At 60.0% G+C, this 14,046-nt stretch carries 11 protein-coding genes; 7 read left to right on the top strand and 4 right to left on the bottom strand.

Annotation, left to right across the window (positions count from 1 at the left end; all coding sequences use genetic code 11):
- Window positions 1-76: 76 nt before the first annotated feature.
- Window positions 77-1,969 (top strand): penicillin-binding protein 2, encoded by a 1,893-nt coding sequence (mrdA, locus tag C4J83_RS10195; protein ID WP_106580023.1) that lies wholly within the window; start codon window positions 77-79, stop codon window positions 1,967-1,969.
- A gap of 1 nt (window position 1,970) precedes the next feature.
- Here the strand turns inward: mrdA and C4J83_RS10200 are convergent, their stop codons facing one another.
- A complete protein-coding gene (locus tag C4J83_RS10200) occupies window positions 1,971-2,372 on the bottom strand; it encodes a GFA family protein (RefSeq protein WP_124416923.1) in 402 nt (133 codons plus the stop codon).
- 99 nt (window positions 2,373-2,471) lie between these two features.
- On the opposite strand from C4J83_RS10200, the gene C4J83_RS10205 reads away from it, so the two are divergent.
- Window positions 2,472-2,939, top strand: a complete 468-nt coding sequence (locus C4J83_RS10205; protein WP_119739328.1) for an SRPBCC family protein — start codon at window positions 2,472-2,474, stop codon at window positions 2,937-2,939.
- Window positions 2,940-3,147: 208 nt separating this feature from the next.
- Here the strand turns inward: C4J83_RS10205 and C4J83_RS10210 are convergent, their stop codons facing one another.
- Window positions 3,148-5,571, bottom strand: a complete 2,424-nt coding sequence (locus C4J83_RS10210) for an autotransporter family protein (protein WP_256660655.1) — start codon at window positions 5,569-5,571, stop codon at window positions 3,148-3,150.
- Between C4J83_RS10210 and C4J83_RS30675 the strand changes: the two genes are divergently transcribed.
- A complete protein-coding gene (locus tag C4J83_RS30675; protein ID WP_256660656.1) occupies window positions 5,551-5,943 on the top strand; it encodes a hypothetical protein in 393 nt (130 codons plus the stop codon). The genes C4J83_RS10210 and C4J83_RS30675 overlap by 21 nt on opposite strands.
- Before the next feature lie 67 nt (window positions 5,944-6,010).
- Here C4J83_RS30675 and C4J83_RS10215 read toward each other — a convergent pair whose 3' ends face one another.
- Window positions 6,011-8,248: a TonB-dependent receptor gene (locus C4J83_RS10215; RefSeq protein ID WP_124416925.1), complete on the bottom strand. Its 2,238-nt coding sequence runs from the start codon at window positions 8,246-8,248 to the stop codon at window positions 6,011-6,013.
- Window positions 8,249-8,465: 217 nt separating this feature from the next.
- Between C4J83_RS10215 and C4J83_RS10220 the strand changes: the two genes are divergently transcribed.
- From C4J83_RS10220 to C4J83_RS10235, 4 genes are all read left to right on the top strand, one after another.
- Window positions 8,466-10,823 carry a DNA polymerase II gene (locus tag C4J83_RS10220; protein ID WP_124416926.1) on the top strand — a complete coding sequence of 786 codons (2,358 nt, stop codon included), beginning with the start codon at window positions 8,466-8,468 and terminating at the stop codon, window positions 10,821-10,823.
- A 73-nt stretch (window positions 10,824-10,896) separates the two neighbouring features.
- A complete protein-coding gene (locus C4J83_RS10225) occupies window positions 10,897-11,475 on the top strand; it encodes a GNAT family N-acetyltransferase (RefSeq protein WP_124416927.1) in 579 nt (192 codons plus the stop codon).
- A gap of 13 nt (window positions 11,476-11,488) precedes the next feature.
- The gene (locus C4J83_RS10230; RefSeq protein WP_106580030.1) at window positions 11,489-12,121 is read left to right on the top strand and encodes a glutathione S-transferase N-terminal domain-containing protein; all 633 of its coding nucleotides are present in this window, start codon (window positions 11,489-11,491) and stop codon (window positions 12,119-12,121) included.
- Between the two features lie 164 nt (window positions 12,122-12,285).
- Window positions 12,286-12,864, top strand: coding sequence for a DUF4174 domain-containing protein (locus C4J83_RS10235; protein ID WP_124416928.1), 579 nt, complete (start codon window positions 12,286-12,288; stop codon window positions 12,862-12,864).
- A 108-nt stretch (window positions 12,865-12,972) separates the two neighbouring features.
- On the opposite strand, the gene C4J83_RS10240 is transcribed toward C4J83_RS10235, so the two are convergent.
- Complete coding sequence (locus tag C4J83_RS10240) at window positions 12,973-14,028, bottom strand: acyltransferase family protein (RefSeq protein WP_106580032.1); 1,056 nt, start codon at window positions 14,026-14,028, stop codon at window positions 12,973-12,975.
- Between the last annotated feature and the right edge of the window lie 18 nt (window positions 14,029-14,046).

Here is a 14,046-nt window from a genome sequence, read left to right on the forward strand (position 1 = left end):
GCAGCACATTTTCACAAGGATTGATTTTTCATCCGCAGGACGCGGCGTCGACCTTCTTCAACGAGATGCTGTAGAAATGCCTGAACCGATACCGATCAAGGATCACGAAAAAGAAAACCGTCTGGTCAACAAGCGCCTGCTTGCCTGTGCGTTATTGGTCATCGGCATCACCTGCGCCCTGGTGGGCCGCATGTATTTCCTGCAAGTGGTGCAGTACGACTACCACTCCACTATTTCCGAAAACAACCGGGTCCATGTGCTGCCGATTACGCCCACGCGCGGGTTGATCTATGACCGCAACGGCGTGGTTTTGGCCGACAACCGTCCCAGCTACAACCTGACGATTACCCGTGAACGCACAACCGACCTCAAGGGTGAGCTGGATGCCATCGTCAACCTGCTGCACCTGCCCGCCGAAGACCGTGCGGTGTTCGACAAGGCGCTGAAGCAGGCTCGTCATCCTTTTGTGCCCGTGACGCTGTTTTACGAATTGACTGAAGAACAGATCGCCGTACTGGCCGTTAACGAATTCCGTTTGCCTGGCGTGGATGTCGAGCCGCAATTTGTCCGTCATTACCCGCTGGGCGCGCATTTTGCTCACTCGATTGGTTACGTGGGCCGAATCAATGAAAAAGAATCCAAGGCCCTTGATTCGGTGGAGTACCGAGGTACGCAGTCCATCGGCAAGACCGGTATCGAGCGGTTCTACGAGTCCGAATTGCACGGCCATGTCGGCTATGAAGAGGTCGAGACCAATGCGCAGGGCCGCGTACTGCGCGTGCTCAAGCACACCGACCCGATCCCCGGCAAAAACATCGTTCTGAGCCTCGACGTCAAACTTCAGGAAGCGGCGGAAGAAGCCTTGGGCGATCGCCGTGGTTCGGTTGTCGCCCTCGATCCGCAAACGGGCGAAGTACTGGCGATGGTCAGTAAGCCGAGCTTTGACCCTAATCTGTTCGTGACCGGCATCAGCTTCAAGGAGTATGCGGCGCTGCACGACTCCATTGATCGGCCGCTGTTCAACCGTGTGCTGCGCGGGCTTTATGCGCCCGGTTCGACCATCAAACCGGAAGTGGCCATCGCCGGTCTCGACAGTGGCGTGGTTACCGCACAAACCCGCGTGTTCGACCCTGGTTACTACCAGTTGCCCGACTTTGACCACAAATACCGCAACTGGAACCACAGCGGCGACGGCTGGGTGGACATGGACGCGGCGATCATGCGCTCTAACGACACCTACTTTTACGACCTTGCCCACAAGCTGGGCATCGACCGTCTGCACGATTATTTGGCCGAATTCGGGCTGGGACAGAAAGTCTCTCTCGACATGTTCGAAGAGTCAGCCGGCCTGATGCCTTCCCAGGCCTGGAAACGTGCGACACGACGCCAGCCGTGGTTCCCGGGTGAAACGGTGATTCTCGGCATCGGCCAGGGCTACATGCAAGTCACGCCATTGCAGCTGGCCCAGGCCACTGCCTTGATTGCCAACAAAGGCGTATGGAACCGGCCGCATCTGGCCAAGACCATCAATGGCGTGCCGCCGGTGGATGAGAACCCGATGCCCAACGTGGTCCTCAAGGACCCGCGTGATTGGGAACAGGTCAACCATGGCATGCAACTGGTGATGCACGACCCGCGCGGTATCGCCCGGGCTGCGGCAGTCGGCGCCCAGTATCGCATTGCCGGCAAGAGTGGTACCGCGCAAGTGGTCGCGATTAAACAGGGCGAGCGTTACAACCGCAACAAGACCCTGGAACGCCATCGCGATAACGCTTTGTTTGTCGGCTTCGCGCCGGCCGAACACCCGAAAATCGTGATCTCGGTAATGATCGAAAACGGTGAAGCCGGCGGCCGTGTGGCGGGCCCTGTGGTGCGTCAAATCATGGATGCCTGGCTGCTCGACCAGGAAGGCCACCTCAAGCCGCAATACGCGACGCCGGCCAAAGCCCCGGGTGACCCGCACGTCTGACTCAGACCTTCCACTCGTCCCGGTGCTCTACACCTTGATAGGCGAGCCAGGGCACGTCATGGGCCGTCCAGATGTGCGAGGTGGGCCGCACGCCCGGATCATCATCCAGCGTCGCCACTCGCACAATCACGTGGGGCTGATGCTTACGCTCCGCCATCAGATGTGAGCCACATCGCGAGCAGAAATGCCTGAATTTGCCCGGCGACGATTCAAGCGATGACAGCAGCGCTTCGCCCTGCGTCCAACGGAAATGTTCGCGCATCACCCCGGCCGTGGCCACGAACGCTGCTGCATGCACTTTGCGGCAGCTGTCGCAGTGGCAGTGGCTGATGGGCATGTCCAGGCTGTCCACTTGGTAGCACACGGCTTTGCAGAAGCAACTTCCATTCAACGGGTCAGTCATAACGTATTACCTGATCAAGGATGGGTCATCGTCATCGCGCGCACACGCCAAGGTTGCGCATTGGTCGATGTCGCCTACTGTCAATGGAGGAGGTGACTTATGCACGTATTAGATCGCATCGAACGAAAAGTCCTGCTCAACGCTCCACGTAAACAGGTGTGGGAAGCCCTCACAGATGCCGAGCAATTCGGCAACTGGTTCGGTATTGCCCTGAAGGGCAAAACCTTTGCTGCCGGGGAAACCCTCGAAGCCCCCATTACCTACCCAGGCTATGAGCATGTGGTGTGGAAGGCCAAAATCGAACGGGTCTTGCCACAAACCCTGTTTTCCTTCTGGTGGCATCCCTATGCGGTCGAGGAGGGTGTCGACTACGACAGTGAAACGCCTACTCTGGTGGAGTTCACCATCGAAGACCGTGCGCCAGGCATTTTACTGCGGGTGGTTGAATCCGGGTTTGACGCGGTGCCCGAGGCCCGACGCCAGAAGGCCTTCAAGATGAATTCCCGTGGCTGGGATGAGCAAATGAACAACATCGAAACCTATCTGGCCCAGGCGCGTCGCGCCTGACTCAACCGGGCATCTTGATGATGCCCGTGTTCATCGCTGTCAGCCTTCGTGAGTTGTGGTGATTGCCCGCGTATCGGTAAAGGTCACTTCTTGGCGCAGCGAGCAGGATACATCCATTAATAGGACTTCCATGTCATTGAAGCCATCAGTCTGGTTGCGAGTCAGCGATGCGCAAATTCACTGAAGGCCACGTGGGTGTTTACGGCTTTTAGAAACTCATCTGCCATTGCCCGACCAGTGCATGGTTGCGGCTGCTGCTGCCCAGTTCGCCGTTGTAGCCGAGGCTCAAGCTCTGCCGTGCAGACACGCCCACATCCAGCCCCACTTCAACCATCAAGCTATTGCGATCCAGCGCGCTGCCTTCAACATTGAACGCGTCGCCTCCGACCTGAAAGGCTTGGCGCACTTCGCTGTCAACATTGCCGTACAGGTGACGCCAGCCGAGGCTGGCTCGCGGAGTCAGGCTGACGCCATTCTCCAACTGGTTGAGATAAGCCAGGCGCATACCCGTTGTGCTGCTGAAGTTATCCAGCGTTTGTGCGTCGACTTGGAGCGACGCTATTCCGCCTTTTTCGGCAAAACTGTCGCGGTGATAGCGTTGATAACCCAGGTTGACGAATGGCTCGACACTGAAACGGCCGCTGCCCAAGGCATAGCCTATTTCGGCAAACGCTTGTTGGCTGTCGGCATCGTAGTCACCCTTTGGGCGATCGCTGAAACCTTCGAACTCAATTGTGCGCTTGTTATTGCCTGAGTGATGGCTATACGCGGCGCCCAATCGCAGGGCGAGTGGGCCATCCTGGCGTACGGCATACGCACCGACGTGCCAACTGCGCAAGGCGTTATCGACGTTGTGGCTGTCCACGTCGGTCTTGGAGTAACCGCCCAATACGCCCAGGCGCCAGAGCTGCGACAACGACCAATCCACGCCCAGCAGGCTGCCTTGCGTACGCTGCTGTGAGGACTCGGTGCCGTGCTGACCGTCAAGCTTGCCGTAGCTGCCGATACCTTGCAGCCAGACGCGGCCGCGCGCGTTCGGGTCATTCAGGTTGCGCGCGTTGTTGGGCACGCCAGTGGCTGCAAACCCCGGGGTTTGTGACGGATCAAGGCCGACCAGCAAACTTGAGCTGCTGCTCATCTGGCGCATGGCCGACAGCATCGATGTACCGACCTGGGCGCTGGCCGCCAGTGTGGCACTGGCCAGGTTGGCATTGCTGCTGCCGGCCAACGCTTCGATGGCGGCGCTGGCGGTGGCCTCGGAGGTGCCCAGCAATGCGTCGTACAGCGGGTTCGGGTTCGGTTCCCAAGAGGGTAAGGGAAATGAGCCGTCCCAATTGTTCCAGTGGCTCCAGGTGATTCCCTCGATGGTGTACGCCGCACGGGCACCGTTGGCGGTACGGGCATAATCGATGAACTCAATGTCGTTGCGGGTATAGCTAAGGTTCACCTTATTGCTATCGTAGCTGATTATAGGCGTCAGGAAAGCGTACCCCATCATGTAGGACTCATCGAAGGTGCCCGTAATACTGCCCGCTTGAATGATCGTGTAAGTGCTGCGCCATGGATAATTCATCCCCGAGGAGCCAGGTCGAAGCCACAAACTGGCACCATTGAGACGCGCATTACCGGTGACATGGGTCGTTGCAGCGCTGCCGTCGGAGTTGGTAGCAAACTCGAATGTAGAACCTGGGTTCATGACCAGGTTGCCGTTCACCTGTGGGGCACCCACGACGGTGTCAGTTATTAACCCGCCACTGACGGTAAGGTTGTTCAACGAACCTCGGCCTTGGTATTTCGCGCCGAAATCGACGATGACATCGCCGGCAATACTTCCCTGGTTGTTCAGAAGTGCGCCAGAAGCTACAAGCGCGCCTACTTTGAAGTCGCCGTTGCCCTTGATCACCCAGTAGCCGCTATTGACTTGCAGCGAATCGAAATTGCGCGTCCCATCAATCGTACCGTCGGGCTCTTGCTCCGAGCCCCAGTATCTATAGCCTTCCAGAATCATTGTGTTATGGCCTGCCCCGCCGTCAACCAAACCCTCAAAGCGGGCGTCACGGAGAACCGTCAAGGTATCGTTACCACCGCCCAGGTCAAGGGCCACACCATTGCCGCCACTGATCAGGGCGCCGTTGTACACGTGATCGTCGAAGTCACCGATGAATCGCGCGCCATATCCGTTCAACCCGCGCAGGTCGACGAAGTTTCTCAGTTCCGTTGGGCCCGATGCCGGCCCGTCATGACCGTCGCTGACCAGCAGGCCGTTGTCGGCGCCGGTTATCGAACCGGTGCGCGGGGTAACGAAGTCGTAGGTCCCCCCGTTGAACATATACCCACCGCCAATCGACACGCCGTCGCTGGTATTGGCCCGACCGTTGTTGTCTACGCCGCTGGCACCGTTGGCTCGAATATCACCGGGGTTGTAGATGCTGGCGATGCCACCAATCCGCACGCCATCACCGTCGACGTTCTTCTGCTGGCCATCTTGGCCACCGGTGATTGTGCCGTAATTGTAAACGTTGCCATCGCCGGCAATGGAGACGCCCGCGCCGTTACGTCCGATGAGGGTGCCCGAGTTATTCAGCGCATAGAACTGATCGCCCGAAATACCATGGCGACCTCCCGAGATCACGCCTCTATTTTCGATGTGTACAGTGTTCCCGGAGCCAAGGTTGATCGCATCGAATTTATCACCGCCAGTGATCGCGCCATCATTACTGATGAATACGTTTCGCTGCCCGACAGGAAGGTTTTGCCGTATGTGGACGGCGGTTGCGGCACTGTTGATAGTGCCCGTTTTGGTCACTGCCAGGCTGGTATCAAAAAAGTAGCCACTGCCGATGGTTTGGGCTGCTGTGGTTGGCTTATCAATCAGGACTTGTGCGTGGCTGGTGTCGGAGAGCCACGCACCGGAAACAATCAGCGAAATATGCAGGGCGAGACGGCGGGGTACGAACGACATGCGCGAATTCCTTTTCTTGAATCGCGCTATTTTCTTATATAGCCATTTGATATTGCCAGCACATTTTAATCATCAAATGCGCTGGCAATCAGGCGGTAGGGTTATGAAATTAGAAATCCACCGTCGCCGACAGCTTCGCCACCCGCGGATCGCCCTGGGTCAAATAGCCACCCAGCGCAGATTCCCAATACTTGGTATTGGCCACGTTCTCCACGGTCGCGCCCAACGTCACATCGCGCTGAGCCACTTTGAAGTTGTAGCGCGCACCCACATCGAAGCGATTCCAGGCCGGCAGGCTCAGGTTGTTCGCTGCATCGGCGTACTGGCCGCCGGTGCGCAGCATCCGGCCGTTGACGCTTACGCCTTGCAGGCCCGGCACATCCCACTCCACCCCGGCGTTGAGCTGGAACGACGGCACACCAATGGCGCGGTTGCCGTCGTTGGCGCCGTTTGCCGTGCCGTTGACCTCGGTGTGAATAATCGTCGCGCCGCCCAGCAGGCGCAGGCCGCTGACCGGTTCACCGAAGACGTTCAGCTCAACGCCCTTGTTGACTTGCTCGCCCTGGAAGACATAGGTGGCGGTGCCGTCCGCATTCAGCTGGGAGTAACCTTGAGTCGGCTGTTCAATGCGGTACACGCCCAGTGTCGCTCCGTAGGTGCCCATATCAACCTTGACGCCCGCTTCGGTCTGTTTCGAGCGGGCCGGTGCGAAGGTCTGGTTGGCGTTGGTCACGCTGGTGGCGCTGCCAAACGTGCTCGGAGCGGTCGGCCCCGACGCCAGGCCTTCAATGTGGTTGGCATACAGCGACACATGGTCCCAAGGCTTGAACACCAAGCCATACACCGGTGTGGTGATGCCCTTGGCGTAATTGGCAGTGCGCGTGCCGGTGCCGTACGCATAGCCTTGAACCACCAGTTCCTGGCGGCGCAGACCTGCCGTGAACAGCAGGCGGTCATCCATAAAGCCGAAGGTGTCCGACACCGCTGCGCTGCGGGCGAAGGTCTTGGCGGTGATGCCTGGGGCGTTCAGGTCGCTGCCGGAAGTGAAACCGCCTTTGGCCGGTGCAGACACGTCGGCCGGATTGTAGATATTGGTTGGCTGGCTGCCGGCGGCAAAGTCGAAGGCGTTGCGGGTCTGGGTCCAGATGCCGGTCAGGCCCAGGTTCAACTTGTGGCTGACAGCGCCGGTCTGGAACTTGCCGTTCAGGCCGGCCATCAGGCTGGTGTTGTCTTCTTGGTGCGCGATGTTCGAGCCGCTGACCGTGGCATTCCCCAACGCGTCGTTCAGGGTGACCGACGAGTAGCGCCCCAGTTCGTTGGTGTGCTTGGCACCGCCGGCAATGTAGGCGGTCCAGTTGTCGTTGAGGTCGTACTCGCCCCGCAACATGCCGAACGTGTCTTCGAGGCTGGTGGTGCCCCAGTTCGGCGCGTAGTTGGTGTCGGCAGACGGGGCGTTGGGGATGTGGGTCAGGCCACTGCCGAGCAACACCGTATTGCGCCCGCCGTTCACTTGCTGCTTCTGATAAACAAAGTCACCCGACAGGCGCAACGCATCACCGCGGTAATCCAGGCCGACCGAGAACAGTTTCGAGCGCTGGTTCTCGTCGTCAACGGCCGTATCGCCTTCACGCTGGGACAGGTTTACCCGCGCACCAAAGCGGTTGTCCTCGCCAAAGCGCTGGCCGATGTCGAGGTGTTCACCCACTCGGCCATCACTGCTGATGTCGGTGCTGAAACGGCGCAACGGTACATCTTCGGCGCGCTTGGGCTGCAGGTTCACGCCACCGCCAATGCCGGAGCCGCCGGGCGTTACACCGTTGATGAACGCGTTGGGCCCCTTGAACACTTCAACCCGTTCCAGGGCGTCGGTGGACATGATCTGGCGCGGCAGGATGCCGTACAAACCGTTGAAGGAAATGTCGTCGCCATTGAGCGGCAGGCCGCGAATCACAAAAGCCTGGGCCTGGTTCGCATAGCCCGATGCCTGACGCACCGACGAGTCGTTGAGCAGCACATCGCCGACGGTTTGCGCCTGCTGGTCGCGAATCAATTTCTCGGTGTAGGAGGACATGCTGAATGGCACGTCCATGATGTCCTGGTTGCCCAGCACACCCAGTTGCCCGCCGCGTGCAACCTGGCCACCGGCGTAAACCGGCGGTAACGCGTTTGGCGCGGGCGCGTCGGCGTTGATGTTGGTGGCACCCAGTTCCAGTGTGTTGCCGTCCTGATGGTTATTCGCATCCTGCGGGGTGACTGGGGCTGCAGCATGAGCAGCAAGGCTCGCGGAGCAGCAAAGGGCGAGCAGGGTAGGGCGAAACGGCACACGAAGTCGGGTACGGGAGGGCATGGTCGATCCTGACGGCGAACCGTCAATGTGAGGAAAAGGGCAACAACGTTGCGCGTCCTCGCTGCGCGGATACGACTCCGGTGCGAATGATAGTGATTGTTATTAATGTTCTGCAACAAATTTATGAGATTGCGGTCTGCGTGCGCGTTAACGTGCCGCGTTTACGCGGATGCCGAGTAGAATCACGCCCTGAAAGCGATTCCTGAGGTGCGGCACGGTGGATTTACAGCAGGGTTTTGTCCTGACCCGGCATTGGCGCGACACGGCGGCGGGTACGGAGGTCAGTTTCTGGCTGGCCACCGACCAAGGCCCTCGGTGCGTGCGCCTACCCGTGCAAACCTCGGTGATGTTTATCCCCGAGGCCTATCGCAAACAGCTCGATTGGTTGCTCAAGGGCGAGCGCGATATCGAACTGCGCCCGCTGCAGCTGTGTGATTTCCATCACCGCCCGGTGTTGGGCCTCTACACGCGCCAACACCGCCAGCTGATGGACCTGGAAAAACGCCTGCGCGCCGCCGGTGTCGATGTCTACGAAGGCGACGTTCGCCCGCCCGAGCGCTACATGATGGAGCGCTTCATCACCGCTCCCGTGTGGTTCGGCGGCACACCAGACGCCAACGACGTGCTGATCGACGCGCAGATGAAACCCGACCCCGACTACCGCCCGCCGCTGAAACTGGTGTCCCTGGACATCGAGACCACTGCCCAGGGCGATCTTTATTCCATCGCCCTAGAAGGCTGCGGCGAGCGCCAGGTGTACATGCTCGGCCCGCCGAATAAAACCGACGCGGTGGACTTCAAGCTCGACTATTGCGACACCCGCGCGCAACTGCTCGAGCGCCTCAACCAATGGCTCGCCACCCACGATCCCGATGCGATCATCGGCTGGAACGTGGTGCAGTTCGACCTGCGCGTGCTCCACGAACATGCCCAGCGCCTCAACGTGCCGCTGCTGCTTGGCCGTGGCGGCGAAGCCATGGCCTGGCGCGAACACGGCAGCCGCAATCACTACTTCGCGGCGGCAGCGGGGCGGTTGATTATCGACGGCATTGAAGCCCTGCGTTCGGCCACCTGGAGCTTTGAATCCTTCAGCCTGGAAAACGTCGCGCAAACCCTGCTCGGCGAAGGCAAGGACATCTCCACGCCGTACCAGCGCATGGACGAAATCAACCGGATGTTTGCCGAAGACAAGCCTGCGCTTGCGCGCTACAACCTCAAGGACTGCGAGCTGGTCACGCGCATTTTCGAGAAGACCGAGTTGCTCAAGTTCCTGCTGGAGCGGGCCAGCGTCACCGGACTGCCGGCCGACCGCAACGGCGGTTCGGTCGCCGCGTTTACCCACCTGTACATGCCGCTGATGCACCGCCAGGGCTTCGTCGCGCCGAACCTGGGCGACAAGCCACCACAGGCCAGCCCCGGCGGTTTTGTCATGGACTCGCGTCCCGGCCTGTATGAATCGGTGTTGGTTCTCGACTACAAAAGCCTTTACCCGTCGATCATCCGCAGCTTTCTCATTGACCCGGTGGGCCTGATCGAAGGCCTCAAGCACCCCGAAGCGAGCGAGTCGGTGGAAGGCTTTCGCGGCGCGCGGTTCTCGCGTACCCGGCACTGCCTGCCCGCCATCGTCACGCGTGTCTCCGAAGGCCGTGAAGCGGCCAAACGCGAGCACAACGCGCCGCTGTCCCAGGCGCTGAAAATCATCATGAACGCCTTCTACGGTGTGCTCGGCTCCAGCGGGTGCCGCTTCTTCGACACGCGCCTGGCGTCCTCGATCACGATGCGCGGGCACCAGATCATGCGCCAGACCCGCGAACTGGTTGAGGCCAAGGGCTATGAAGTGATCTACGGCGACACCGACTCCACCTTCGTCTGGCTCGGCAGCGCGCATTCTGCGGACGACGCCAGCCGCATCGGTCGGCAATTGGTGCAGCACGTCAACGACTGGTGGCGTGCGCATTTGCACAGCGAATACGGCCTGCAAAGCGTCTTGGAACTGCAATACGAAACCCACTTCAGCCGCTTCCTCATGCCGACCATCCGCGGCGCGGAGGAGGGCAGCAAAAAGCGTTACGCCGGCCTGGTCGTGCACGCCGATGGCCGCGAAGACATGGTCTACAAAGGCCTCGAAACCGTGCGCAGCGACTGGTCACCGCTGGCCCGGCAATTTCAGCAGGAGCTTTACCAGCGCATCTTCCACCGCCAGCCCCATCAGGACTACGTGCGTGAGTACGTGCGCCGTACCCTGAGCGGCGAACTCGACGACCTGCTGATCTACCGCAAACGGCTGCGCCGCCAGTTGGACGACTACGAGCGCAACGTCCCCCCGCATGTGCGCGCCGCCCGCCTGGCAGATGAATACAACGACCGCCTGGGACGCCCGCGCCAGTACCAGCGCGGCGGTTGGATCAGCTACGTGATCAGCGTCAACGGCCCGGAACCGCTCGAAGTGCGGCAGGCGCCAATCGACTACGACCACTACGTCACGCGGCAATTGCAGCCGGTGGCCGACGCGATTCTGCCGTTCGTGAACGATGATTTTGGCACCCTGGTCGGCGGGCAGATGGGCCTGTTCTAAAACGCTTGCCTGGATGGGATCAGAGCCTGCACTCTTGGCCTCTGACGACCACCCGCAGACGGCGCAGCTTTTCATGACCCAGATCACCTTGACCGGCACTCACGTCGAACTTCAACCCTTGCAGCGAGAGCACGCGAGTGCCTTGCTCGACGCCGCCGCCGACGGCGAGCTGTGGAACCTGAAAGTCACTAACGTGCCCGGCCCGGACACCGTCGAGACGTACATCGACACCGCCTTGGCCGGGCGCGATGCGGGCAGTGTGATTCCTTTCACCATCGTGCGCAAAAGCACGGGTGAAGTGGTCGGCAGCACACGATTCTGGAAGGTCGACCGGGCCAATCGCAAACTGGAAATCGGCCACACCTGGTTGGCGCAATCGACGCAAAAATCTGCGATCAACACCGAAGCCAAACTGTTGCTGCTGACCTACGCCTTCGAAGTCCTCGACTGCGTGCGTGTGCAATTCACCACCGACGAACTCAACGAAAAATCCCGTGCCGCGATCCTGCGCCTCGGTGCCGTACAAGAAGGCATCGTGCGCCACGAACGCATCATGCCCGACGGGCGCAAGCGCAACTCGGTACGCTTCAGCATCATCGATTCGGAATGGCCGCAGGTGAAGGCCAACTTGCAGGCCAAATTGCTGCGCTAAGGAGGAAACGCCCATGTACACGCTTTACGGCATTGATGAGTCCGGCTCCTGCATGATCGAAATCGCCCTGCAACGTTGCGCGGTGCCGTGGCGTCGCATCGACGCCAGTTCCTGGGCAGATGGCGAGGGCAGTGAAGCCCTCGCGCGCATCAACCCGCTCAAACAAATCCCTACGCTGGTCACGCCTGATGGCCAGGTGCTGACCGAAAGCGCCGCCATCCTGATCCACCTGGGCCTGGAATTTCCCGCCTCGGACCTGCTTGCCGGCAACCGCGCACAGATCCTGCGCGGCCTGGTGTACATCGCTGCCAATTGCTACTCGGCCATCGGCATCATTGACTACCCGCAACGCTGGCTGGGCAACGCGGATGAAGCGGCGCAGACGCAATTGACCACCGGCACGCGGCGCTATCTGCACCATGCGTGGGTGGTGTTCGCCCAGCAGTTCGCCGACCAGCTGTTCGCCCCCAATCAGGTGCCGAATGCACTGGGCATCATGGCCGCAGCCGTGTCGCGTTGGGACGCGGCGCGCGAGGTGTTGAGCAACCTGGCGCCCAGCTTTGCGCAGGCGTTGGCGCAGGTGGATGCCGACCCTGTCGTGGCGCCCGTGTTTGCGAGGCATTGGCCGGAATGGGGCGTCTCTTGATGTTTCCGCAATCAGAAGAAACAATCACCGTAGCGCGCGCCCAACCCCTTGCGTAGCAGGCTTCCTGACCTACGCTTCTTAACGAGGTGTAGGAATCATCCTTGAAATTGACTGTCGCAGACATGAAACTCAAGAACCCTGCATGGAATTCAAAGGAGGTGCGCATGCTCATCCGGTCGCTGACCCTGGCTACCTTGATGGCTTTTACGGGGCCGCTGTTGGCCGCGGATGATATCAACCCGCTCAAGCAGGACTTGGGCAAGTCGCGTCCGCTGGTGGTGGTGGAACTTGACTCCGGTAACGAAGCATTGGCGAACCTGAAAAAACAGTTGGATGAGCCTGCCAACAAGCAGTCCTTTGAAGAGCGCAGCATGGTGTTCTACACCGTGAAGTTCGGCAGCATCGGTGCCGAAGGCGAGAAATTTGCCAAGGACGCCAAGGACAACAAAAAGCTCACGCCGCCTGAAACCAACGCGCTGATCCGTGCCCTCAAGCTAGGCGCCGGCAGTGGCACCAAAGTGATTTTGTTCGGCAAGGACGGCGAGAAGAAACTCGAAAAAACCGTGCCACCGGATACCCTCGACCTGAAGGAATTCTTCAGCGCCATCGACCAGATGCCCATGGCTGAAAAAGAACTCGCCGCGCCTGCCGAGCCAGAACACGCCGCGCCCGCCAAAGGCGCAAAAGCGGCCAAGCCCGCAAAAGCCGGCAGCAAGGCCGCCGCGCCACAGCTTGATGATTGAACCTACATAACCCCTGTGGGAGCGGGCTTGCCCGCGATGACGGAATGTCAGTCAAAACACTTTTGAATGACCCACCGCTATCGCGAGCAAACCCCCTCCCACAGGGGTTTAATGGTTTTCTGAAGGTTTGACGGCTTTGCGCACCGGAAACGGAAAGTAGAAAAACCGCAGGAACGCCACCCGCTTGATCACTTCCCCGATCATCAACGGCACCACCACCGCCACCACCAGGCCCACACACGCCGCCAGAAACGAATGCAGGCCCAGGCGTTCGAGCAGGTCGACAGTCTTGTGCTGGATTTCGCCATGGAAGATCAACAGGATCAGGGTCGACTGACCGATATAGGTCATCGCCCGGGTCAGCGGTGCCGACACCATCATTACCCGCGCCAGTGCCCAGCATGCGTACACGCCGATCACCGCCAGCACGCTGGTCCACAGCCAGCTGTCGTAGCGACGTTGCGCCAGGTCCATGGTGTCCCAGGTAGCAATGAACACCGCGGCAAATAACAGGATTGAGACCAGGCATGTCAGCCACGATCCCGAATGTGTACGCAACCAATCGCGTGCCAGGTAGCCGGCGATGAAGTAGGTGCTGCTGATCAAGGTGATATCCAGGCTGAACGGCAGCCCCGGCAACACCCAGTTGTGACCGCCGAGCGTCACCGGCAATTGCCAGAACACTGGCAGCAGCCAAATTCCGAGAAGCAGCTGCGCCGTGATCAGCACGCAGGTCACCCACAACGACAGCTTCAGGCGCTGGATCAACCGCAGCATCACCCAACTGAACAGAATCGCCACCCAGAAGTGCGGCAGAAACCACATGGCCTGCCACGGAATGGTGTCCACCGAGGCATACAGCACGCCGCCAATATCCGGCAGCAGCGGCTGGCCGCGCAGCAGGGCGCGCACGATGACGTACACCAGCATGGTGAAGAAAAACGGCTTGAGCAGCCCGTCAGCCTTGCGCACCGCCATCTCCACGAACGGTTGCTCGGGTTTGAAGAACACGCCGGACAGGAAAAAGAACAACGGCAGGATGAACGAAGCGAGGATCGGATACAGCAGGTCCGGCGAGGTGGCGACGAACCAACTGTGGGCAAACACGATCACCAGGATGCCGATGCCCTTGGCGATATCCATCTGAATCCAACGATGCTTCATCTGACTATTCCCGATCGG

Source organism: Pseudomonas sp. LBUM920 (assembly GCF_003852315.1).
GTDB lineage: Bacteria > Pseudomonadota > Gammaproteobacteria > Pseudomonadales > Pseudomonadaceae > Aquipseudomonas.